Raw genomic sequence first — 25,340 nt, forward strand, 5'->3', positions numbered from 1 at the left:
TTTCATAAGCAGACTTACCAATTTTTAAAACTTGCTGCTGTTGCGGATCAAACGCTTTATTAAATAAACGTTTAAATTGCTGATAATTAATTTTTTTGATTCATCAACAGCAAGTTCAAAGTGTGTTTCTCCTGCTATTTCAACGACTATTTCATCGGAGCAATACTCTTTCAAAAACAAAATATGTAAGCGTTTTAAACAAAACTTCCCATCTTTTTTATCCACACAGTTTCGAAGTGCAAGTCGTTGAACTTTAACAATGTCGCTTGGTTCAATCATTCTAGTCCTCAAAGTAGGAAGAAGACTGCCCTTTGGTCCGGGTTTTGTTTTATAAACTCGCTTACTGTTACCCACATTCGCGTACGCAATTGGTAAAAGCGCATTCTTACGACACCCATTTGAAATATATCGATTCAAGGCTCTTCGAATAGCTTTTTCATTAACGTTTAAATCAGCTGCATGCTGTGTGATTTGGCGCGCAAGCATGCCTTGCAAGTATTTTAAGATTTGCTCATCTGATTGAAATTGCTCTATCACAGACCAACTCGCTTCGCGCTTTTTTATCCAGTTAGGGCTCTCTACCTCTAACTGTTCATCACTTACACGTGAGCGCTCATCATGCAAGTAGAATAAGCCACACCCATCATCGTCAAGCAATTGTTTAAAGAGCGTGTGCGCATGATTGGTCGATAGTGCAAGCGGTTTTTGCGGCTCAACTTTGCTTTTCATCTGCGTTAAATTTGTTATCACAAAGTATTGAGCGTACTCCGTACTCTCATTAATCACTTTTGAGACAAAAAACTCATCACCTGCACCAAATTGTGCTTTAAACTTTTCAACTCCCATGGGCGTCAGTTGTAGTATGTCATTTACAGCAAACATAAATATCTAGCCCCACTTACTTATCAAAGCGAGCTTAATCGGCTTATGCAATTTAATTTCTTGCATCAAATCGATTGGCAAAGCATTTTTAAATATTGCGTTCGCAAAAAGTGTCATACTATAAGATGGCTCTATATGCAGTGATGCAGACGTTGCACTCAATGACTCTCGCAGGGTGTGGCTCGGATGTTTAATAACATCATCTAGAAGAGTGGTTACAAACTCGTTTATTTCATTTATACATATGTTCTTATCATATTTATCTATGTAATTTATTAAGTTATGCGCTTTATCCTTTGACACATCATCTCGTAAGATTTGCTCACTACGCACACCAAATCGTTTCCAATACGTTTCTGCAATCTCTAGTTTTTGGTTCGTGCGTGTTTGATTTCGACCACCAATACTATATTTAAATGCATAAGCAACACGATACTCCGAGCCATTTTCATCACGGTATGTAATTAGTAAGTCGGTAGTAACAACCGTCAATTCGCCAGTTAAGTATTTGCGGGGGTGGATGACGCCGAGCGTGTCAGCAATCTCTTGCGTAAGCACATAGTCAAGCGGATATTGCTCTTTAATTTCAACAACATTCGAATCAAATAACTTTGAAATGTAAAGGTGCTTTTCACCTTGCCCCATGAAAGTAATCACTCGTTTTTGAACTGGACAAAAGAATATTGAGCGTGTACCAGCCGACATAAAAGTGCTTTTCACATATGGAATATGGATACCGCGCTTTTTAGCTTCGTTAAACTCTCTAACTTTTCTATTTGTCGCTTCAGAAACGTATAATTTTTTCACTTGAGTAACTCTTCTTTAATCTTGTCTATTTTTAGTAATAGAACAGAATTGAAAGTTAGACAAGTTGAAAAATTAATTGAAAAAATGTAAATCCATGTTTTTAAATATCTTTTTTTGCATTTAATTGTAAAGTAGGAGTTAGGATAGCAAATGTAAATTTAAACACTAAAAAGATAAGATATAAAAAATAAACAATTAAAAACAAGGTGTTAAAAAACATAAAAACTGTTTTTTTATTAAACTAGCAATAAATTATGTAAAAAAATACACATCAAAAAGACTACTCACAATTAGAAAAAGCACTGTGTATCTATACAATAAACTGGGTTTAATCTAGGCTTAAAAAACAGAGAAGCAAGCTTATTTTTTGCGTCCACGAAGACTTATAAACCGATTTTGAGGGTTTAATTATGGCTAAAGGCAGTAGTATTAATGGAAATGGCGGTGGTAAAAATGGTGGTAATAATAGCTACACAGTTACTGGCAGAGGCGAAGTATCACGAGCCAAACTCGTAAAAGAGGTAAAGCAAGGTCAGCATCCCGATACCCACATTTATAAACGTGACGGCGTAGAGTATGTGCGTAATAATCCTAATCATGATAAGCCCGATAATATAAATGATTAAGAAAGTTGTAGCTGAAAAGGGATTCAGCACTAGCTTACGTATTTGTTTCCGGTAATTATTCAATTAGCGAAAGCCGAATAGCTTTAACTAAGAGCATAAATAGATATTTTACTTACACCTACTAATAGTTTTTATATCAAGAAATTGATAGATCACAATTGAAAAGTGCTATTGGAGGGAAATATAAGCCTTTTGTTGTCATCAACATTATCTGATACATCAAAAGGAATTATCCATAGTTTTAATTCATTACTGTATTCAAATGGCATTTCAATAGGTTCAATAAAGTCATCGTGACTTGGATAGATCAAGAACAGTTCTCCATAACCAAATAAGTATTTGTGCCCGTAGGCAAACATTTGATACAAATCGCTCTGTGACAACCCAAATTTATCAGTGCCATTGTCTTTTTTACTGTCGATTAATTTCCATTTTGTATCTAATACAACAATTCTCTTGCTACTTTCTGTGATGAGGAGATCTGGTTGTAAACGAAAAAATTTTCGTTTATTGAATGACACTAGCGACTCAGATTTTGCTTGAGTCTCAAGAGTCATGTTTTGAGGTAACTGCGTTGCTAAAATTGAAGCTACATAGCTTTCAAAAACAGTTTCTAGTGGAAATAATAATGATGATGCATAGCTGCTGCCCGTCATCGTCAAGGGAGAAAATCCTTCGAGAATTAACTTAGCCCAGTCAAAGGGTTCTTTATAATAATTCATCCCCCGATCTAACTTAACGGCAGACAAATCATTTTTAACATTTGTGCTTAAAGGGATACCTGTAAAAGCAAATAAAAGTTCTTTAGCTAATTTTTGATTTGAAGCACTAGAAGAAAAAGTGAAGACTTTAGCTAATGCTAAGTGAATTAACCTATTAATAGGTCTATCAAGTACAAACTCATCATACGCAACATAAAATTTATGTTTATTAATTGAGTTCTTTTTTAACTGCTTACTAACTAACAATTTTCCCTTCAAAAAATAGAGGTTGTTTTCACGTCCAATATAATCACTTCGTAGCCCTTTTTTAATCAGTACGTTCACTGAATCAAGAAATTGACTAATAAACACTTCAAGTAGTGGCATTCTAGACTTAGACAAATTGGCGCTCTTAGTGCGAATGTGGCGGAAAGAGCCAAGTGTTGCCAACATACTGAGCAATGAATTGCGCGCTCTAGCTTGACCGTCTTCGCCATCTAGCTTTCTACCGATCTTAGGCAAGACTTCAATTTGAGTGCCATCTGGTGTAAACAGCACCCCAGCATAGTTCTGGAGTTGGAGTACCTCGGTATTATCTATACTCTTTAAATTCAGAAATCGGCTTTCAGATTCGTCACATAGGCAAAGTTGCTTCAAGTAAGCGAATGATGATTGACTGATTCTACTTATGCGTTTCGAATGCACTGCCTTTTCGCCAACACCTAAATAGCCAAATTCAAATACTGTTATTGCAGCTTGAATCCTTTTCACTACTTAATCTTCTTTTTTTGCTTTATAAATGCGTATGTATGCTTCCGGCTTGTTCCACACATCATTATCAAAAGGCAAAAGCGTATAGCTTTTTTCTTCTTGTTGATAATTATTCAAACCGTGGTTATTGCCAAACAAGCTATCAAACGATTGTTTTTCTTCTCTTACAAATTGCAGCTCTTCGACTTTTTGGTTATCACCAAGTACTAATCGTATTTTATTCCAGTCCTCAAAAAAGTACTCTTCTAGCAATGGAATTATTTTGTTTTTAAATACTGACTTTAGTGTTCCAAATGCTAGGTCCTGTTTGCCTACTAAATCTTTAATAGGGATGAAAAAAGCGTGACCAAGTGTATGCTCTCTGTCGTATAGTACTTCAATGCGCTGATTCATCTTGCTAAGTAGTGCTTCCAAATCTATACCGTTAATTGACACCTCATGAAACAACTCAGGTCTAGGCATCATTTCGACAAAATCAAATCGACGACGAAGAGCTGTGTCCATCATTGCTAATGAGCGATCTGCCGTATTCATAGTTCCAATTAGATACAGGTTTTCTGGAACACTAAATGGTTCACCTGAATTTGGCAAAACAACTTCTAATGCTTCGTTTTGCTCCTCTCCAGACCTTTTCGATTCTTCGATTAGGGTAATCAATTCACCAAATATTTTTGAAATGTTACCCCTATTTATTTCATCAATCACAAGTACAAAGTTTTTAGCTTCACCTTGTTTCGGCGATTCAAAATCATTTACCTTGTATGTTTTTTTAATATGGTTAAGAATCGATTTAACATACGATGAATTATAAATTTTCTTAACGCTTAACCCGCGATATAACTTTCGTATGTTATCAATTGAAACAGGATATCCTTTTCCTAAATCGTCGTGTGAAGTTGCTTCAGGGAACACTCTAAACGTTGTGTTACCGTGATATTGCACATCAAAGTCATTGCCACGAAGTGTCTTTAGCGTAATGGTAGAGGTTTCTTCTAATTCGGCTTTAAAAAGCTCTATTGCTTGCTCTAGGGGATCATTATCTGGCTCAACCCCTTGACGAGCATCTTCACAAATTTGCTTAAATATACCGGCTTCAACATCATAAGAAATTTCCCCGTTATTTGAATTTGCTTTCAAGCCCTCAACAAATTCTTCGTAACCATAACTTTGATGAAACGTAACAAATCTAACTCGTTTTTCTTCTACCAATGAGTCATACTTTGCCTTCAGCTCTTTTCTTGAACTTGCTTGGAAACTAGGCTCCGCAGCTTTAACAGCAGCCTCAACAGTGTGGTATGTTTTTCCCGTACCCGGTGGGCCATATAATATGGTGTTAAGGGAAGTCGGGGCATCATCCATTGAATACTCTGCCTTAGGCTCTTTTACCTGTTTTGACTGTTCAAGCATTTGCGCCACCTCATCATAGCCCAATGAAAACTTATGTATTTCAGCTTCACTCCAATCCACTAATTCAGATATCGAGCTAAATTTTTGTAAACCTTCGCTTGAAGGCAGAATACTCACGATCCCAGAACCGGCGTAGTCTTCTCCACGAATAGCTAGATATTTTTCTCTAAGACCTTTTTTAGCGTTAACCGTATCAATTTTGACAGTAAAACAATCCGTATCTATGCCTACCGTATATGCCAAATATTCTGGGGAGTCTTTAAATGGATATATTTTGGCCCAGTTGTAAGAGAAAAAGTTACCACCTTGATTAATCGGGCTTTTTCTAATTTTTACCGTTCCAGATGGAAACATTTTTTTCTGTAATGCTCTAGCCCACCGCTCGGTTATCGCGTATGCATCTTTTAATTGCGGGTAATCTTGTTTTTGTTCTATTTTTTTAGGGTTACTTTTTTTACCTTGCCACTTATTAAGCAAATCAAAATGTTCTTTAATGAAAAAATCCATGTATTAAATCCATATTTTAAAATTTTAGTGTCACTGACTCTTTAATATCAAAAGCCTCAAGTTCACAGTATTGCTTAGAGCGTTTACTAAATATTTCTTCGTTAAGCATAACAACATCATCATTCACTTCAGAATGACGTTCGTCTAATCCAATACCCCAGAAAAGAGCACCAAGCTCACTAATGATGTACCTGTTGTGCAAAGCTTCACCGTTATCTTTCTCTATCAATGAATTTACCGTTAAAGAAGCAATGCCCGTTGAATTAAAGTCGTTATGTGTAGTTATTGCATTCATCAAGAACTGAATCAAAGGTGCGCCAACGCGGTCTTTTAGCAATATAGTAATTTCTGTACTTTCAACGGGTGAGTTAGCACCGCAAAGCTCTATAAATTTAACCATCGGGTTTAACATAGCTGGGCGATGGCTAAAATATGGATCTACAAACGTAATTCGAGAGGATAGCCTTAGAAAATCAGTAGTTGCTTGTACCATTTCAGCCAAGCTTTTTTGTACTAATTTTTGATTGGGAAGGGATCGAATCCCATCGTTCAAATCAGCAGAATAAATAAAATCGATTCCCTGAATAGCTTGTTCTGCACGTGCATTCAAACAAAATACATGACTGGGAAATTGTTGATGTGCTTGGACACAATTTTCGAAGAAGCTAATACCCCCATCGATACCCGAATTTCTGTCAACTAAACAAGTTTCTTCTATAAAGTTAAGTAGTTCAATCAACATACCTTGTTGATCTTCATTTGCTTCTTCACCTTGGGCGAGAAGCGTTTTTTTTCTGAACTTATTAAACTTTTGTAACTTGCCAACAACCCTAGGAGATTGACGAGAGAATTCTCGCAAAAAATCTTCATAATTTCGTTTAGAAGAAACGACCTCAGTCAAAAACTCCGGCTCAACTAAGTGTTCCACCAACATTACAAGTACTCCTCTCTGCGTTCAGAGAAGAAGCCTTGAGGCCATTTAGATGTAAATTCACCGTCCTCATCTAGTTTGATTCGTCGGGCGATAACACCTTCGTCAGATGGTTCGAAGTACACAATGGAGATATCATCTTTATCAACTGGCTTAAGTCCTTCAGGTAACTCTTCATCAGTTGTTTGCCTTACACGTTTTCTTAAACGAAGAATTAGATGCTCGCTATGTGTTTCAATCAAAAAATTAGTCGCTCGCCCGGTTTGCGTTATTAAGTCGCCAATCGCGACTTGTATTCTAGGGTGAACATGCAGTTCAGGTTGTTCGCAAGCTATAAACCCTTTATTTCTGCTAAGAGCAGCTACAACCAAAGGCATTAACTGTGATATGCCAACACCTATATCACTGGGCGTAACTGGCATGTGATTATTCATATCGTACAATGTATACGTAAACTTGGTCTCAGCTTTGTCAGGTTTAACAGTTTTAGAGTTTCCTTTAATATGCTCAACAATTACATGTTCTAATTGTCGCTCGGCCTCATTTAACGCTCCCAGCATTTTTATTCGTTTAATTTCCGCATAGTTCTTTTCTACGCGGTGTGCTAAACCGTATCCCAAAGCCAATTTATCTTCACCAGATATCCATTCATCAACCGCTGTAATTAGTTCACTGTTTGCATTTGCTAACACATCCCACGCTGCCAATCCGTTATGCCAGTCCTTCTGCTCAACATATGGATTGGGTTGATGTAGGGAATCTGGTATTCCTCGCAAAGGACCAATGCATATGCTGTCATTTAACAATTTTTTAAGGTTATCTAATGGCGCAACAAGAATATCGCTTAACAACTCAACAAACACTTCGCTTTGCTTTTCGTTATCTAAGCTTAGCGATGACTTAAGTTTTTGACCTAATGGTGGTAATGCGCCCGATAGCCCTTCAATACCAATAGGTACATGCAATATAGTTTCGCCTTCAACTACTATTAAATTATCAGCGGTTTCAAATGTATTACTAACGACTCGCTCATCATTTAAAGCTTCATGAAAAGTTGAAACAAAGCAATCATCTGTGAATACTTTTGGTTCTTCATCATTATCAAAAGGAGGTTCAGCCCCATCAGCTATTTCACTATGGCTGGGGTTATATATCCCTTTTAACTCCAAAACCTTGTCAAAAAGAGCATTGCTTATTGGAACATCATTATCAAAGCAATCAATTAACCAATCATCATGATCGTCTGGTAATAGCAGAGGATGCAAATAGTTTAAGCTGGTTAACTGTGGTTGCTTCAATCCTGAATCAGATGAAACTTCCGCAATCTCAATACCATCAAACCATACTTTATAGTTCGCAACATAAGCCGTTTGATGTTGTTCTGCCCATGAGATAACAAATTCTAAAGTTACTTTTTCAACATCAATCACTGGGCTACTGATACGAACATCAAGATCATCTTCTTCAAGTAGATCTGCTAAGAAATCATAGCTACTGCCGACTCGATTTGCTTTGTCGTATTCAATTTTTAGGGTGATAGATTGATTTAAGTTCCTACGGTGGACAAGATTTTTAAAACCACCTACCAACTTACCACCAAATGGTTCTATACGTTGCGGATCACATTGGCCTTTATCCAATATTTGTTGAAGATAAAATAGCGCCATCAACACCGAGCTTTTGCCAACACTATTTGGACCAAACAATAAGGTTACGGGAGCAAACTCTATGGTTTGCTCCTGCTTAAATGATTTAAAGTTGGTTAATGATAATTTTGTTATTCTCATATTATTATTCTTATTGAGCCACCAGCTCACATCCTTGTTGATAGATTACAATTTACCAGAAAAAGTTTTTTGACTTAGTGAGTTGAAGTTATCAGCCATTCTATTTAGAGACTTTGCCACTGAATTATTCAATAAATCAACTTTCCAAAATAAATCTTTAAACTTATTTTGCATTTCAATAGGGGGGATAATTCCTAAAGAGTTTTCAAATTTTGCTTTAGATATATTAAGCATTGAACCACTGGTTCCTGTAGCTTGCGATGTCAGAATATCTTTAAATTTAGGATGTTGTATCAAGTAATGTAAGAATTCTGGTAATAATAATTTCGTATCCGTTTTAATTTTCCATAGTTTATCTGGAAGAAACACATCATTCCTTGACTCAGTAACGATACAAGTAGCAGCAACTAACTCTCTGGTATTTGCTCGACTGAAAAGCAAGTCTCCCTTACTCGGAAAAACGAGTTTCTTTCCTTCTGTTAATTCACTTTTTACAAACTTGTTCTCCAATGGTTTAAACACACCTGAGGTAACAGCACTAATTTTTAAAACTCCTAACTCATCCTCTTTACAAGGGTAGCTTTCAGCCTTTGCACTCCAGCCAGATTTAATTTCTTTAAGTCCACTCTGAATAGGCTTGACATCCCACCCCTTCGGGTTTGTAACAGGATCACCGAACATATCGAGGAAGACGCTGCGCAGGAAGTCGTCGGCGAGGTCGATGGCTTGTTGGCGTTTGCGGCGCACACTATCGGCTTTATCTAAAATCGCAGCGATTCGTTTTTGCTCATCAAGTGGTGGAAGTGGAACTTGTAAATCCTTTAAAAAGTCTAAAGTAATCCCTTTAACCGTTGCTCCCTTCCCTTCTCCTTCAATATATCTAGCCTTGGAAGACAAAAATCTAATTAAATAGTTTCGCTCAACAACAGACGGGGCGTTAATAAACAGAGCCTTTAAGTCTTGATTGATTGCCATATCCACAGCGTTGATCGCAAATTTTCCTAAGGCCATTCGAGTAGCTGTAAGAATGGTTCCTGCTGAAATTAAGTTTGTAGCTGAGTTTTTAACACCAGCTTCAGTAATGAAATCAGCAGTGCTACTAATCTCATTACTTTTAAGATCTTTCACTGAAGCCCAAGGAATATCACCATTCCAATATTCATCAACCTTCTTACTAGGTGTTCCACCACCTTTGATAGTAACTAAATCACCAAGTTTAACTAGTGGCCAACTCACAGCATATTCTCCAGATCTTTTAGGTCAGCTAATATTTCATTTTCTAAGCTAACTAAATTTGCCAGAATATCTTTTGGATCGTCATGCTCTTCCTCTTGGTAAACAACCTCTTTATAACGATTAATTGACAAGTCATATTTATTGGAAACTATCTCGTCTTTACTCACCCAAAATGCTTTTTGCGTTTTATCGTTTGCATCAGTGCCTGCAATAGCTTTATCACGGGCTTTAAATTGCAAGACTAAATCAGGCAGGTCGTTATTTTTAATCGGTGTACGCTTATCGTCTAAAGAAAATCCATCTGCTTGCAGGTCGTAAAACCAAACATGATCGGTTTGTGAGCCTTTGGTAATAAAAAGAACAGCCGTAGATACCCCGGCGTATGGTTTAAATACGCCTGATGGTAATGAAACAACACCTTGAAGTTCATTATTTTCAACTATGTGTTTACGTAACTGTTGGTGTGCATTTGATGAACCAAATAGTACGCCATCGGGCACGATTATCGCCGCTTTACCATCGTTTTTAAGCAAACGAAGAATTTGCGCGACAAACAGTAGCTCTGTCTTCTTGGTTTTCACCATACGCAATATTGCCGGGTCGACGTCTTCTTCATCTAATGACCCTTTGAACGGCGGGTTGGCTGCACAAATAGTATAAGAGTCTTTACTTTGCGTTGGGAAACGCTCTGTAAAGCTGCCACTTAATGTGTCTTGGTAATGAATATCAGGCTCAGTCACGCCATGCATTACTAGGTTCATCGCGGCGATACGTAACATGGTGGTATCAAAATCGAAGCCATGAAACATATCGGTATTAACATGATCACGATGTTCAACCAGTAAATCACCACTAAAGATTTTTACCTTTTGCTCTTCACCTTTTTCATTCACTACTGTTTCAGTATGGATACCTTCAGAAGACGTGTATTTCTCCATTAAATACTCATAGGCCACCGTTAAGAATCCGGCAGTGCCACAGCTAGGATCGATAATGCGATCTTCATGAGTTGGATCTAGCATTTCGATCATGGCACGAATGATATGGCGTGGTGTTCTAAACTGACCATTAATACCTGCTGTTGTTAGCTTACTTAGAAGGTATTCGTATAAATCACCTTTGGTATCGCTGTCTTCCAATGGCAATTTGTTGATCATCTCAACTGCGGATTCCATTAGCGTAGGCTTTTGGATCATGCATTGTGCGTCTTTCATAAACTCAGCAAACAATGAACCTTCACCCGAAGTGCTTTTGAAATGAGGAAATACCTCATCACGGACCACTTTTAACATGCTGTCTTTATCTTGATGAATGAAGCGGTGCCAACGAATATGTTGTTGGTCTTCATTAAAACGGCGCTTGAACTCTCCGCCTCTTAGCTTTTGGCGTTTTTCATCGCGCTGCTCGTGTAAGTCGAGTAATCGGGCATACATTAAAAAAGTGATTTGTTCGATTACGGTCAGTGGATTAGCGATCCCACCCGTCCAGAACTCTTCCCATAACTTATCAATATCGCTTTTTAATTTACCAGTGATCATAGTGTTCTCTTTTCAATTCTAAATTAGTCTTTAAAAGACGTATCTAATTTGTTTAACGGTGTTGGTAGCTCTAATGACTTTAACAAGGAAAAAACGTCCTCTTCACCGCTACCAAGCACACCTTCATATATTCTGTTGTAAGGCGCTTTGTCTAAGTCCGCCATTTTAATGCCACCACTTCTGGCAATGTGCCCGATTAGCATATCGATAATACGCAAAGCTTGTGGTGGCATGCGATGGTTTTGCAGTAAATTTGTGAAGCTCTGTTCAATATATTTAGTATCCATGCCAACAATACTGCGAAGCAACTTGTCTAGTGGCTCAGTAGTGTCTGGATAAAACGTTTTAAGCGTTTCAATATCCAAGTCAGCGTATTTGGCATGGATAACACCATTGAGTTGCACAATTTCGTCTTCAGTAACGGGTTGCCCATTTCTGATTTTTTGAATAACTGGATCACTTTCAAAAATAGGTTCTAACGCTTCCTGCACTTTTTGTTGATAGATTTTGTAATCAACCGTATGAATATTCGTTGCTCTCGCTTTGTATTCTGTTTCAGCGTCATCCTCGATTACATCCGTATACTTAGGTCCGGGATTCGGCGGCAGGATTTCACCTTCAAGCAAGTACATTATTTCTCTTAACGCAATACGATGCAGCTCTAGCTCATCAAATGTGATGCAGTGCCAATTATTGTCATCCATCAAAAACTTGATTTCAGAGGCTTTAGCTTGCACTTGAGCTGTATTTTTAGGTAAGCGTTCTAACACATCTTTGATTTCAAATTTAAGCTCACCAATTGCTTGAGGATTTAATAATAATTCTGTTTGTGTTTTGGCGATTAAACAATCCCAACGTAGCGCTTTGCTTTGCCCACGAATATCAAGCCAGTTCATCAATGGCGCGATTTCGCTTTCAAGTAAGGCGACTGTAGGCTTAGCAAATTGTTTTAACAGCTTAGCGTCTGACATTTGTTCGACGATTTGCCAATTGTCACGTACATTAATGTTCTTGGTATCTAAGGCTACAATGTCTTGTTGAATTAACTTGATTACCGTTTCAAACGCTGGGATTTCTAGTTTATTTAGCACAGTCGATGCTAGTAACATTCTTAACTCGAAACGCCTTTGCGCGAGTGACTTGCTATTAGTTGGCTCGGCTTCTTCGTATTCAAATTCGAAGTAATCAAAATTGTTCCAGTGATCAAAAATTAGGAAGCGTGTTTTATGTTTTCCTTTACCAAATAAGTTTTCGCATAAGCGTGTGCCACGGCCTATCATTTGCCAGAACTTAACCTTCGATTTTACCGGTTTAGCAAAGACAAGGTTTACCACACTTGGTACATCAATCCCGGTATCTAACATATCTACTGATATTGCCAGTGTTATTGGGTCTGGTAACGATGGATCTTTAGCCTTTTCTTCCTCAGTCACTTTAAACTGTTCGATCAATGCTTCTGCTCGCGGTTCATCTGAGTGAATAACTTCACAAAAGCCATTACTTAGTTCTGGATACATTTCATCGAACAGTTCTTTAAGCAAACGAGCGTGATCGATACGTCTCGCAAAGATAATAGACTTACCAATTAATTGATTGTCTTTGTCTTTGATACCATTTTCCATTAAGTTTCGGAGTACTTTACGGTTGGTATCTTTGTTTAAAATAGCCTTATCAATGTCTTTTGAGTCAAACTCAAATTCGTTAGGGTCTTCGCCTTGATCTTCTAGCTCTGCTACTTGTAAATCAGTTAACGATTTCTGATTAATACCATCTCGCATGAACTTAGTGGTCATAGTGACAATTTCATAAGGCACAAGATGCTCTTGCTCAATTGCTTTTTCTAACGGGTAGTTAGCAGTTGGGTCTTTATAGCCACAATCAAACAATTGACATGTTGACCGCGAAACCATTTCTACTGGCGTAGCGGTTAGACCAACTTGTAAACAATCAAAGTATTTAAAGATATTGCCAAATACGTTATAGATAGAACGGTGTGATTCATCGGCAACAATTAAATCAAAATAGCCAACATCAAACTTTTCATAAATGCCCATCATCCCCGGATAAGTAGCAATGAATATACGAGCCGTGTTTTCGTATTTTTTAGCACTTTTACCTACAACGTATGGCTTAACACCCAAGAATTCTACAAAAGCTTGGTCAGCCTGTTTACGCAATTCTTTCCTATCGCATAAGAACAGAATACGCTTTGCCCATTTTGCATCTTGTAGAGATTTAGTTAGTGCAATTGAGACACGAGTTTTACCTGTACCCGTTGCTTGTACTATTAATGATTTTCTGCGTTTTTTCTCAAACGTGTCGTGTACGCGAGAAATGGTTTCTAACTGATAGCGACGACCTGCAATGCCTGCATCAATAGTGACATCTGATAGCTTTTTCTTTTCTACTCGCTGGAATTTAACTAAATGTTGCAATGAACTTTTTGAGTAGTATCCATAGATCTTTCTTGGCGGATAACCTTGAACGTCATCCCATATATAAATGTCATGTCCATTGGTATAGAAAATAACTGGTCGCTGTCCATGTTCCTTTTCTAAACCATCGGCATAATCTTTCGCTTGCTTCTTGCCTATACGTGCATCTTTTGACGTTTTCTTGGCTTCAACAACAGCCAAAGGTAGTCCATCGTCATCCCACAGAACATAATCTACAGAACCATTGCCTGTTTCTGTGGGTTGATACTTAACTGGTACTTCTTGTCCAACTTCGTCAGTTGATACTTCATTTTCTGCAACATCCCAGCCTACTTCACGCAATTCCATATCAATAAGGTATTTGCGCGTTTCCGCCTCACTGAAGTCGAGCGTTTTAGAGATAGACTGGCTGTTTGTTGTAAAGGCTTCGAAAACAGGTTCATCACGTGTAGCCGTTGCTTGTTTCGATTCAGCTAATATTCTTTCGTTTACTAGGCGCTGTTCTTCTAACTCAGCCATTGCTTGCTGATAAAGTGCGTCACTTTTTTCTAATTTTTTCTTTAATTTGCTCGCCGCAGAAATATTGGTATTAAACTCAATAAATTCAGGAACAGTATCAGCTTTGACATTGTGGTAACTACAATAAAACCATGCGCCTAATTGGTATGACTGCTTAACTGCGAATACAGCATCTTTATCTGTACCTTTGTTCTCGTGAGCAGCCTTATTACCCAATGTTTTAATGGCGTGAAATTTATCTAAAACAGGTGCAGAAGCTAACTGAATAAAGTCTTCACCAATTAATTTTTCGTGGAATGAAGCTTTTGGCAAACATGGTAAGTTCAATTTTCGGTAAATAAAGTTCACCATAAATTCGCTGAATGAACGTAGCTTAATTAACGCACTTTGAGAGTCGCTAAAAGCGTATTCTTCAGCGTAAGCACCGAAGTCGGCTAATTCAGGCCAGTCTTTTCTTAAGAACTCAAAATTCATTGATTGCTTCATTCCTAGCTATTCCTTATTTCCTATGCGGCAGCACCATGCCAAGTACAAAACTATTGTGCTTTTTAATTTTAAATTCTTGAGCGCTTCATCCAGTTTGTCAGCGTTAGTGAAGCTTTTAATACTAGTACTTGTGTCGTCTGCATATTAACTTTACCGCTTACTTTCAATTCAAGCTATACATGATTATGATATTAATCAGCCAATTGAGCTATAACAGTTTTATCGAATGGTTTTCAGATTTTGTCGCTGGTGAAGCAATGGCAAAGCTTAGGTTTTGTTTCATGTTTTAAATATCTAGATTGTCAATGCCACGCAAGAATTCTTTGCACTATTCAATTTCTAATTATTATTCATTTATAATTCATCTTACATGAAATAATAATTTTTCCCCATAAAAAAGCGAACCATTTCTGATTCGCTTTTTTTAATGCATTCGCATTATTAACCTTTTCAAGAGTTATAGTTTGGGAAAAGAATTCCCAATCTTTAATAACTTTCCCAATCTATAATTATCATTCCCAAACTATAACAACTTTGATCATTTAAAATTTAGTCTCTGTATGTCTCTACCGCTGGGCATGAACACACTAGGTTACGGTCGCCGTATACGTCATCGATACGCGTTACTGTAGGCCAGAATTTGTTTTTAGCCACTGCAGGTACTGGGAATGCAGCGTAGAAACGGTCATATGCTCTGTCCCACTCGTTACCAAGTACGTCGCCTTGTGTGTGCGGTGCAAACACAAGCGGGTTGTTTTCGATAGACCATTCGCCAGAGATTACTTTATCGATTTCGCCTTTGATTGACACCATCGCTTCGATGAAACGGTCGATCTCAACTTTAGACTCAGACTCAGTTGGCTCAATCATCAATGTGCCCGCTACTGGGAACGACATAGTTGGTGAATGGAAGCCGTAATCTTGTAAGCGCTTAGCTACGTCCATTTCAGTGATACCTGAAAGCTCTTTAAGTGGGCGTAAGTCAACAATACATTCGTGAGCAACACGGTTGTTGCGACCACGATATAAAATTGGGAAGTGCGCGCTTAGCTCGTGCGTTAAGTAGTTAGCACTTACAATCGCCATTTCAGTCGCTTGTTTAAGGCCTTCGCTACCCATCATGGTGATATAAGCCCATGAGATAGGTAAGATTGCCGCTGAGCCGTATGGCGCTGCCGATACTGCACCGTTACCAATTTTAGTACCTGGTACGTTAATTACGCTATGATTAGGCATAAATTCAGCTAGGTGTGATTTAACACCGATTGGGCCAACACCTGGACCGCCGCCGCCGTGCGGGATACAGAATGTTTTATGTAGGTTTAAGTGCGATACGTCAGAGCCGATAAAGCCAGGGCTTGTAACACCTACTTGGGCGTTCATGTTTGCGCCATCCATGTAAACTTGGCCGCCGTGCTCGTGCACGATGTCGCAAATTTCACGGATTGTTTCTTCGTATACACCGTGCGTAGACGGGTATGTGATCATGATGCACGATAGGTTTTCTGATACTTCTTCGGCTTTCGCTTTAAGATCAGCCATATCAACGTTACCGTTTTTATCACAATCAACAACCACAATTTTCATGCTCGCCATTTGTGCAGATGCCGGGTTTGTACCGTGCGCTGAACTTGGGATCAAACAAATATTACGGTGCGCGTCGCCACGAGACTCGTGGTATTTACGAATCGCGATTAAACCTGCGTATTCACCTTGTGCGCCAGAGTTTGGCTGCAGTGATACCGCATCGTAACCTGTAATGTTAACCAACCAATCATGTAATTCGTTGATCATGATTTGGTAACCTGCTGCTTGGTCTAACGGGCAGAATGGGTGAAGGTTAGCAAACTCAGGCCATGTAACTGGGATCATCTCAGCAGTCGCGTTTAGTTTCATGGTGCATGAACCTAACGAGATCATTGAATGGTTTAATGATAAATCTTTGCTTTCAAGACGCTTAATATAACGCATCATTTCAGTTTCGCTGTGGTACGAATTGAAGTTAGGGTGCGTTAAAATTTCGTCATCGCGTACTAAGCTTGCAGGGATTGACTCGCTGCCATTCGCTTCGATGTCGGCTGCAATTGCGTCAACACTTAAACCATGGCCTTCGCCTAGGATGATGTCGAAAAGCTCAGCAACATCTGCACGGGTTGTGGTTTCTGATACTGCAATTGAGTACTCGCCAGCGTGGTTAGTTGCAAAGTTAACGCCGTTTGCTATAGCGCGCGCTGTTACGTCGTCTTTGTTATCACTAACAACCGTTAGGGTATCAAACCATGTGCTGTGCTTAAGTGCTACGCCTTTAGCTTGTAGGCCTGCAGCTAAAATATCGGCAAAGCGATGAATACGCTGTGCGATAGTTTTTAAGCCTTGTGGGCCGTGGTACACCGCATAAAACGCTGCCATATTGGCAAGTAATACTTGCGCTGTACAAATGTTTGAGTTGGCTTTGTCGCGGCGAATGTGTTGCTCGCGCGTTTGCATTGCCATACGTAGCGCATCGTTACCTAAACGGTCTTTTGATACACCAATAATACGACCTGGTAATGAACGTTTGTACGCGTCACGCGTTGCAAAAAATGCAGCGTGAGGACCGCCGTAGCCCATTGGTACACCAAAGCGCTGCGCTGAACCAAGTACGACGTCTGCGCCCAGTTTACCCGGTGCTTTTAGTAGTAATAAGCTCATTATGTCGGCTGCAACACAGGCAATCGCTTTTTTGCTTTGTACGCCAGCGATTAAATCTGTGATATCAACAATTTCACCTGACGTTGACGGATACTGGAATAACGCGCCAAAAATCTCGTGGTTCACAGCGTCGGCAGCTTTACCTACGATGATCTCAAAACCAAACTGCTCTGCACGTGTAGTAACAACGTCGATTGTTTGTGTGTGTACGTCATCTGCGATGAAAAATGCGTTTGCTTTTTTAGCTTTAGAAACACGCTTTGCAAGGCCCATGGCCTCTGCGGCTGCCGTTGATTCATCAAGCAACGATGCACTTGCTAAATCAAGACCCGTTAGGTCTAGGGTCATAGTTTGGAAGTTTAATAATGACTCTAAACGCCCTTGAGCAATCTCTGGTTGATATGGAGTGTACGCTGTGTACCAACCTGGGTTCTCAAGTACGTTACGTAAAATTACGTGTGGTACATGAGTTGGGTGGTAACCTTGACCAATGTAAGATTTGAACACTTTATTTTTGCTTGCTACAGACTTTAAGTAGCTTAGTGTTTCAACTTCAGTGCGGCTTTCGCCCACTGTAAGGCCCTGCTCTAAACGAATACTTGCAGGTACAGTTTGATCGATCAGCTCTTCAACACTCGATACTCCAAGAGCACTTAGCATATCGCTTACTTGTGCTGGGCTTGGCCCAATATGACGGCGAATAAAATCTTGCGTTTGCTCTAATTGTTCAAGAGATGTGGCGTTTGACATTTGTCCAGATTCCTATGATCCAAAAAATAAATGGTTACTACTAATGGGTGACCAGTAATAACTTAAAAGCTTTTGATTTAATAACTTACAATGTATGGAAGGTAAGCAGTAAAATCATAAAAGCCCCGCTAGCATTTGGTATAACGGGGCTTTTAATATCGAATAAAACTAATTATTAGTCTTCGTCGATCGAGTGTGCGTAGCCTTCTGCGTCAAGCAGGTTTTCTAGCTCAGACTCGTCAGATGCTTTAATGCGGAATAACCAACCGTCGCCGTAAGCATCACTGTTTACAGTTTCAGGTGCATCTTCTAGGTCTTCGTTGATTGCAACGATTTCGCCACTGATTGGTGCATAGATGTCTGAAGCTGCTTTTACTGATTCTGCTACTGCACAATCTTCGCCAGCGTCTACTTCGTCACCAACTTCTGGTAATTCAACAAATACCATGTCGCCAAGTAATTCTTGTGCGTGCTCAGAAATACCTACAGTGAAAGTACCGTCACCTTCGTTGCGAACCCACTCGTGTGAAGAGGCATACTTTAACTCGCTAGGGATATTGCTCATTTTATTCATCCTTTGGTTTTGATACCAATCAACTTAAATATTTAACCATTCTAGCTGTCTAAATAAAGCGCTAACTGCGTTATTAATTTATCAGGTAGAACAACTACATATCAAAATTAATGCCTTGTTATCACTCTATTTATCTGTCGCTATAAGTGGTTAATAACTCAACATGATTGGTATTATTGGGTGATAACACCAAATTTTAATTTATACTTAAAGTACTGACTTACCGTTACGTACAAAGCTTGGTTTAACTACTTTTACGTTAACTAATTTTTTGCGCATTTCTACTTGGGCTGTCTCGCCTGTTGAACGTGGTACACGTGCAAGGGCAACACTAAAGCCAAGTGTTGGTGAGAAAGTACCTGAGGTAATAACCCCTTCGCCACCATCAACAATTACTTTAGAACCGCTACGCAATACGCCTTTTTCTTCAAGCACTAGGCCAACTAGTTTGTCAGTGCTTTTTTCTGCGCGTTGCTGAACGAGTACATCACGACCGATAAAATCACGATCTTCAGGTTCCCACGCAATAGTCCACGCCATGTTAGCTGCAAGTGGTGAAACGCTTTCGTCCATATCTAGGCCGTAAAGGTTCATACCGGCTTCTAAACGTAGTGTGTCACGTGCACCAAGGCCTGCTGGCTTAACACCTGCATCTAGCAGTTGTTGCCATAGTTCAGCGGCTTGCTCGTTCGGTACTACAATTTCGTAACCGTCTTCGCCAGTATAGCCTGTTGTTGCAATAAATAAATCACCTACTTGCACACCAAAAAATGGCTTCATACCTTCAACGGCAGCTTGTTGCTCCGTGGTTAAAAGTGTGGCTGTTTTTGCTTTAGCATTTGGGCCTTGTACTGCAATCATTGCGAATTCTGGACGCTCTGTCACTTCAACGGCAAAATCTGCTGAAACTTTAGCCATGTGCGCTAAATCTTTTTCGCGAGTCGCTGAGTTAACAACTAGGCGGTAATCAGTGTCTGAGAAGAAATAAATGATTAGATCGTCAATTACGCCACCTTGCTCGTTAAGCATACCGGTGTAAAGTGCTTTACCAGGGACTGTTAACTTAGCCACGTCGTTGGCAACTAGTTTACGTAAAAATGCTTGTGCTTGTTCGCCTTTGACATCAACAATCGTCATGTGTGAAACGTCAAACATGCCTGCATCGGTACGCACTGCGTTGTGCTCTTCGATTTGTGAACCATAGTTGATAGGCATTTCCCAGCCGTGAAAATCAACCATTTTTGCGTTTGATTCAAGGTGCTTTGCATGTAAAACAGTTTTAGAAGTCATAATATTCCTTCACTTTATAATAAACCCAATTTTGGGCGTGGCCTCAATTTAATGAGGGGGAATAACATGGGCGGCGATTATACATAAGTTGTACTGCACTGACACCCAAATTGCGATTTGTTCTTTCAAATAAACTACAAAAAACTGGCAAGTAAATAATACGCAAGCCAGTTTATTAATTAATGTTTAGGCAACTTCAGGGAGTGACATATCAAACCCGCGCTGCTGTAAATGCGCTTGCCATTTAGCAAGCTCTGGCGCTTTTGCCACCAGCTGAAAATACTGCTGTGATTGCTTTTCAATGGCGGTAATAAATACATCGCCACTTTGCGCACCATAGCAGCTATTAATATCTGATAAACGTAAGCCTGGTGTAAGCTTGAACGCCTCGATTAAGGCATCAAAAGCATGTTCGCCGCATAATAATAAAGTAGCTAATTCTTTGCGTATTACAAATTCAATATCGTAGCGAAGCTGCTGCTCGCTGATCAACGCTTGTAATTGTGTTGCGCCGTCGCTATGCAACACAAATCTAAAGGCGGTTTCACTAAAATAATATAAAGCAAAGCTATACGTGCTATTTAAGTCACCGTCTAACGTACCTTTAATACCTAACCCACTGGCGGTTAGCTTGTTAATATCTAACCCTAATATAGTGGTTAAAAATGGGATTGCTTCAGTGCCGCTAAAATCTATCACCATGTTGTTGGTATTAGCCTCAAGCAGGTTGCTATCTGGCACGTCAACTTGGCTATGGCGAGCAAACATTATTGGAGTAAAAGTCATTATCGACACCTATCAATCATTAGTCTCAAAAGTATATTGCGGGTGGCTGGCAACAACAAATTGTAATTATTTATCAATTGATAAATAATGCTTATGTATTTAACCCTATAAATTGAATTTTTTTATATGAAGAATATTTCAACAGACAGCCTACGTACCTTAGTAACCGTAATTGAAGTGGGCGGCTTTGCCAAAGCGGGAGAATTACTGGGTTTATCGCAACCTGCGGTAAGCTTGCAAATTAAACGCTTGGAAGATGTGCTTGGTCGTAAATTGTTCAAAAAACAAGGTCAGCGCCAAGTACTTAATCAGTACGGTGAGCTTCTACTGCCACTTGCCAAGCAGATGTTACAGCAAAATGATGCGATTCTTCAGCTGTTCACTAACGAAAATGTGACAGGAAAAATACGTTTGGGTATTCCCAGTGAATTTGCAGCCCGCATACTGCCTGCCATTATTGGCGATTTTGTGGCGCTCTACCCTGATGTATCGTTAGAGGTTAAATCACGTTTAAGTAAACATTTACTCTCCGTTGCGCGCCAAGATCAGTTTGATTTGGTGCTTGCGCTTAATGAAGATTTAAACTCTGAAAAATTCCCTGTATTTATGCAAGACCAGCTAGTGTGGGTTGGCGATTTAACGCTTGCACAAAATGAGGTCGTCACGCTAGTAACTGCGCCGGAGGGTTGTATATATCGCCGTCGCGCTATTGAAGCCTTACAATTAGCGGGGATTAAATACCGTATTATTTACAGCAACGCTGATTTAACCGGCTTAACCGCCGCATTAAAAGAAGGTTTGGGGATCACTGTACTGGCAAAAAGTACCGTGCCGAATGAGCTAAGTTATCAGTTACAAACCAAGCAACTGCCAGAACTTGGCCAAATAGGTATTAGCTTAATAAAACGTGCCGATGAGCCTGAACACGCCGTAGACAAACTCGCTGAGTTTATAACATTACGCTTAAGCTAAACTCCAGATTAAACAACAAAAATAATAAGACACTGTTTAAATGATAAATATAAACGCTAAGCAGTTCATCATGATAACCTAGCACACCTTTAATGTCTGATTGTGCAAACAACTCAAAATTTACAATCTGTAAATCTGCAAATAAGTGATCTACCGCATTGTTAAACCCTAATACTGCGGTGCTTAAATAATTTTTTTGACTAAGATCTTCAAATACACTGTGATTACTTGCACTACTGACATATTTTTGCAAAGCAGTAAAATAAAGGCGATTGCCTGCAAAATTACCCAATGACAAATACAACGCCCTATTCGCCAAATTTTGCTTTAAGGATTGATTAATTTTGTCGTGCCACACTGTATCAGCAAGCTCAAGTGCGGGGCTTATGATTATCGCCCCTTGATAATGCTGCGGGTAATTAGCAAATAATGCTAATGCCTTATTTGCAGCCGTAGAAAACCCTTCTATTAATGTGAAAAATGCAACATTAAAGTTTGCGCGTATATAAGGGTAAACTTCGGTGTGCAAAATTGTCGCTAGTAGCTCATCATCGCTGTAATTCGCTTTATCTGAGCGTTCAATATTAGGAATACGCACCATCACTACCTTGGGCATAGGCCCAAAATCAACATGGCTCAACCAATCAATTTGGCTTTGTAACATAGCGATACGGCTATCACCAGCGCTAGTTGCTAGTAATGGATAAGGCGTCACTCTCTTTTCATCGTAACCATTGGGGATATAAATCTCAACTTCGATTGGCTTAGATAAATGAGCTGATTTGATACTCAGTACTTTTAAACCCGACTGGATGGTACTTGCATATGTAATGTTACATAACAGGCATAAAAAAATAGCTAAAATAATTTTCATATAAACTCCTTTGAATAGAGTTTTCATCTTACCTATTAGCAGGTTATTTGATTGATAAAGACGTGATATAAAACTGATGCTTTACTGTTTTACTTAAGTAAGCTTACTTAAACAAAACCACTTAATCGTTAAACATGTAGTTTGAACAAAGAAAAATCACGAGTAGCACTTTAGTATTGATTTTGAAGTATTGATTGACCTCATATATTAATACTAAACACCTATATTCGAAAAAATGACATAATATAATATGCAATGACATTGATTCGTATTTGTTACCGTGTTTAAATTAGTAAATTATTTTTGTTTCCATTAAACATACAGGATATTCAATGAAATCTCAGTTTATTGTTTCTACTCTTGCTGCAGCAATTACCTTATCACTAAGTGCAGGTGCTATTGCTAAAGATGTAACTGAAAAAGAGCAAGCATTTGAACAAATCACCGTGATTGGCTCACAAGCAGCTATTAACGACATTCCAGGTTCAGCTACTTTTATCAGTGATGAAGAGCTACAAAAATTTGAGTACACTGATATCTCACGCGTATTGAGCTCAGTACCTGGTGTATATGTTCAAGAAGAAGACGGCTACGGTCTGCGCCCTAACATTGGTATGCGTGGTACAGGTACTGGCCGTAACGATAAAATTTCTGTAATGGAAGATGGCGTACTAGCCGCTCCAGCTCCTTATTCTGCTCCATCAGCTTACTATTTCCCTACTATGGGTCGCATGCAATCAGTTGAAGTATTAAAAGGCGCAGCATCTGTTAAATATGGCCCACGTACTACGGGCGGTGTTTTAAACTTAGTATCACGTAGCTTACCAACAGAAGGTTCTACTGGTTTAGTTAATGCAGAACTTGGTACTGATGGTTTTTATAAAGGCCATGCGTACTTCGGTAAAGAAAAAAATAATGCAGCTGCCCTAATTGAAGTTTTCAGCTATGGCGCTGATGGCTTTAAAGAATTACCAGTAGGTAGCGACAACACTGGTTTTGAAAAGAACGACGTATTACTTAAATTTGGTTACAAATTTGGCGAAAACGACGCACATAACCTAGAAATGAAAATTAAGTACTCTGATGAGCAATCTGACGAAACTTACATGGGTTTAACTGAGGCTGATTATCAAGCGTCGCCAAATCGTCGTTATGCTGCGTCGCAAAAAGACCAAATGAACACGCAACATAATGCATACCAATTAAACTATGCATACCGTTTTGGTGCTGGCTATGAATTTTTAGCAACAGCTTATTTAAATGATTTTCATCGTAACTGGTATAAAGCAAGCAAAGTAAGCGAAAGCTACTTAGCACAGTACAGTGAATTTGAAGCTGCACCAACAGCTGAAGGCATTGAAGGTATTGGCGTTAAAGCGAATAACCGTGACTACCAAGCAAAAGGTATTCAAACTGAACTACACATTCCAGCAGGCGATCACTACATCACTGTAGGATTACGTCATCATCAAGATGAAATGGACCGTTTCCAGTGGGAAGACAAATACACGCTTAACCAAGACCTTTCAATGACACTAACAAGTGCTGGTGCGCCTGGTTCAAACAGCAACCGCTTTGATAGCGCTGAAGCAACGACATTATTCATTCAAGATGAATGGACAATCGATGCGTTAGTTATTAATGCTGGCCTTCGTTATGAAGACATCACTATTACTCGTGAAGAGTGGTCTAAATCTGACCCTAAACGTGAAAATGGTTTAACTAAAAATATCTCTAACGATACACAGATCTTAGTACCTTCACTTGGTGCAACTTATACTGTGAGCGATAGCCTAACGTTACTTGCTGGTATTCAGCAAGGTTATGCACCAGCTTCACCTGGTAATGCTGATCAAGAAGAAGAAGAAAGCTTAAACATCGAGTTTGGTGGCCGTTATAACGTAGCTGGTTTTGATGGTGAAATCATTGCGTTCTTCTCTGATTACAGCAATATGCACGGTAACTGTACTGCATCTATCGGTTGTAGTGATGAGAACATTGGTGACCAATATAACTACGGTGAAGTTGAAGTATCTGGTTTTGAGTTCTCTGCAGGTCGTATTTTCGAAACTGACAGCGCAACATTCCCAGTACGTTTAACTTACACTTACACTGACTCACAGTTTAAAAATGACTTTGCATCAGATATCTGGGGTCAAGTAAATAAAGGCGATGCAATGCCTTACGTTCCAGAAAATCAACTTGCTCTTTCATTCGGCGCAGCGCTTTCAAGCTTCGTATTTGATACGCAAGTACGTTATGTATCTGACGCACACGCTGATTTAAGTGCTGACGGCCTAAATGCAATCGACAGCCGTGTAGTGTGGGATTTAGCTGCTAAATACTTAATTGATGACAATCAAAAAGTATACCTAACGGTTGATAACTTGTTTGATAACACTTACATCGCTAACCGCGCAAACGGCGGCATCCAGCCTGGTAAGCCACGTACAATCCAAATGGGTTATAGCTACGCGTTTTAAGCGTAACAGCTAAAAATATTAAAAGCCGTGTTTGATAAATCAAACACGGCTTTTTTGTTACTATTATTTATTACGATAATGACGAACCAATCGTAGGGCGTAATTTATCACGAACATGAAAAGGTGCGTAGATTAAGCCTATTAGTAACCTCAAGCCTCAGTGCCTTTGGGCTAAAGCCCAACCTACATAGCCCCAACAACTAAACACAGATCCACTTGTAGGTCGTGATTTATCGCGAAAACAGCGCGTAGATTAAACCTATTAGTAACTTCAAACCTCGGTGCAT

Annotated in this window: 17 protein-coding genes; 3 read left to right on the forward strand and 14 right to left on the reverse strand. The window is 39.2% G+C overall.

Annotation, left to right across the window (positions count from 1 at the left end):
- Positions 1 to 24: 24 nt before the first annotated feature.
- Both HH219_RS09875 and HH219_RS09880 read right to left on the reverse strand, forming a co-directional pair.
- A complete protein-coding gene (locus HH219_RS09875) occupies positions 25 to 882 on the reverse strand; it encodes a hypothetical protein (RefSeq protein ID WP_169327338.1) in 858 nt (285 codons plus the stop codon).
- Positions 883 to 888: 6 nt separating this feature from the next.
- A complete protein-coding gene (locus HH219_RS09880; RefSeq protein WP_169327339.1) occupies positions 889 to 1,689 on the reverse strand; it encodes a TnsA endonuclease N-terminal domain-containing protein in 801 nt (266 codons plus the stop codon).
- 410 nt (positions 1,690 to 2,099) lie between these two features.
- Between HH219_RS09880 and HH219_RS09885 the strand changes: the two genes are divergently transcribed.
- Entirely contained in the window at positions 2,100 to 2,315 is a 216-nt protein-coding gene (locus HH219_RS09885; RefSeq protein WP_169327340.1) for a DUF3892 domain-containing protein, read from the forward strand.
- A 152-nt stretch (positions 2,316 to 2,467) separates the two neighbouring features.
- Here the strand turns inward: HH219_RS09885 and HH219_RS09890 are convergent, their stop codons facing one another.
- From HH219_RS09890 to HH219_RS09940, 11 genes are all read right to left on the reverse strand, one after another.
- On the reverse strand, positions 2,468 to 3,787 hold the full coding sequence (locus HH219_RS09890; protein ID WP_169327341.1) for an McrC family protein: 1,320 nt from the start codon (positions 3,785 to 3,787) through the stop codon (positions 2,468 to 2,470).
- A 3-nt stretch (positions 3,788 to 3,790) separates the two neighbouring features.
- Complete coding sequence (locus HH219_RS21980) at positions 3,791 to 5,701, reverse strand: AAA family ATPase (protein ID WP_169327342.1); 1,911 nt, start codon at positions 5,699 to 5,701, stop codon at positions 3,791 to 3,793.
- 16 nt (positions 5,702 to 5,717) lie between these two features.
- On the reverse strand, positions 5,718 to 6,635 hold the full coding sequence (locus tag HH219_RS09900; RefSeq protein WP_169327343.1) for a hypothetical protein: 918 nt from the start codon (positions 6,633 to 6,635) through the stop codon (positions 5,718 to 5,720).
- The gene (locus tag HH219_RS09905; protein ID WP_169327344.1) at positions 6,635 to 8,419 is read right to left on the reverse strand and encodes a DUF3696 domain-containing protein; all 1,785 of its coding nucleotides are present in this window, start codon (positions 8,417 to 8,419) and stop codon (positions 6,635 to 6,637) included. Before HH219_RS09905 ends, HH219_RS09900 begins: the two co-directional genes overlap by 1 nt.
- Positions 8,420 to 8,464: 45 nt before the next feature.
- Positions 8,465 to 9,655 carry a restriction endonuclease subunit S gene (locus HH219_RS09910; RefSeq protein ID WP_169327345.1) on the reverse strand — a complete coding sequence of 397 codons (1,191 nt, stop codon included), beginning with the start codon at positions 9,653 to 9,655 and terminating at the stop codon, positions 8,465 to 8,467.
- Entirely contained in the window at positions 9,652 to 11,193 is a 1,542-nt protein-coding gene (locus HH219_RS09915; RefSeq protein WP_169327346.1) for a class I SAM-dependent DNA methyltransferase, read from the reverse strand. Before HH219_RS09915 ends, HH219_RS09910 begins: the two co-directional genes overlap by 4 nt.
- A gap of 23 nt (positions 11,194 to 11,216) precedes the next feature.
- Positions 11,217 to 14,633, reverse strand: a complete 3,417-nt coding sequence (locus HH219_RS09920) for a DEAD/DEAH box helicase family protein (protein WP_169327347.1) — start codon at positions 14,631 to 14,633, stop codon at positions 11,217 to 11,219.
- A 549-nt stretch (positions 14,634 to 15,182) separates the two neighbouring features.
- Positions 15,183 to 18,074: an aminomethyl-transferring glycine dehydrogenase gene (gene gcvP, locus HH219_RS09925; protein ID WP_169327348.1), complete on the reverse strand. Its 2,892-nt coding sequence runs from the start codon at positions 18,072 to 18,074 to the stop codon at positions 15,183 to 15,185.
- 175 nt (positions 18,075 to 18,249) lie between these two features.
- Positions 18,250 to 18,639 (reverse strand): glycine cleavage system protein GcvH, encoded by a 390-nt coding sequence (gene gcvH / locus HH219_RS09930; RefSeq protein WP_169327349.1) that lies wholly within the window; start codon positions 18,637 to 18,639, stop codon positions 18,250 to 18,252.
- 216 nt (positions 18,640 to 18,855) lie between these two features.
- Positions 18,856 to 19,938 carry a glycine cleavage system aminomethyltransferase GcvT gene (gene gcvT, locus HH219_RS09935; RefSeq protein WP_169327350.1) on the reverse strand — a complete coding sequence of 361 codons (1,083 nt, stop codon included), beginning with the start codon at positions 19,936 to 19,938 and terminating at the stop codon, positions 18,856 to 18,858.
- Between the two features lie 186 nt (positions 19,939 to 20,124).
- A complete protein-coding gene (locus HH219_RS09940; RefSeq protein ID WP_054205599.1) occupies positions 20,125 to 20,724 on the reverse strand; it encodes a hypothetical protein in 600 nt (199 codons plus the stop codon).
- A gap of 126 nt (positions 20,725 to 20,850) precedes the next feature.
- Between HH219_RS09940 and HH219_RS09945 the strand changes: the two genes are divergently transcribed.
- Positions 20,851 to 21,696 carry a LysR family transcriptional regulator gene (locus HH219_RS09945; RefSeq protein ID WP_054205598.1) on the forward strand — a complete coding sequence of 282 codons (846 nt, stop codon included), beginning with the start codon at positions 20,851 to 20,853 and terminating at the stop codon, positions 21,694 to 21,696.
- Here the strand turns inward: HH219_RS09945 and HH219_RS09950 are convergent.
- Positions 21,674 to 22,570: an alpha/beta hydrolase-fold protein gene (locus tag HH219_RS09950; RefSeq protein WP_169327351.1), complete on the reverse strand. Its 897-nt coding sequence runs from the start codon at positions 22,568 to 22,570 to the stop codon at positions 21,674 to 21,676. The two genes, HH219_RS09945 and HH219_RS09950, sit on opposite strands and share 23 nt — an antisense overlap.
- Positions 22,571 to 22,902: 332 nt before the next feature.
- On the opposite strand from HH219_RS09950, the gene HH219_RS09955 reads away from it, so the two are divergent.
- Positions 22,903 to 25,053 carry a TonB-dependent receptor gene (locus tag HH219_RS09955; protein WP_169327352.1) on the forward strand — a complete coding sequence of 717 codons (2,151 nt, stop codon included), beginning with the start codon at positions 22,903 to 22,905 and terminating at the stop codon, positions 25,051 to 25,053.
- The last annotated feature ends 287 nt before the right edge of the window (positions 25,054 to 25,340 follow it).

The sequence above is a fragment of the Pseudoalteromonas sp. NEC-BIFX-2020_015 genome, from assembly GCF_012952265.1.
In the GTDB taxonomy this organism is placed as follows: domain Bacteria; phylum Pseudomonadota; class Gammaproteobacteria; order Enterobacterales; family Alteromonadaceae; genus Pseudoalteromonas; species Pseudoalteromonas neustonica.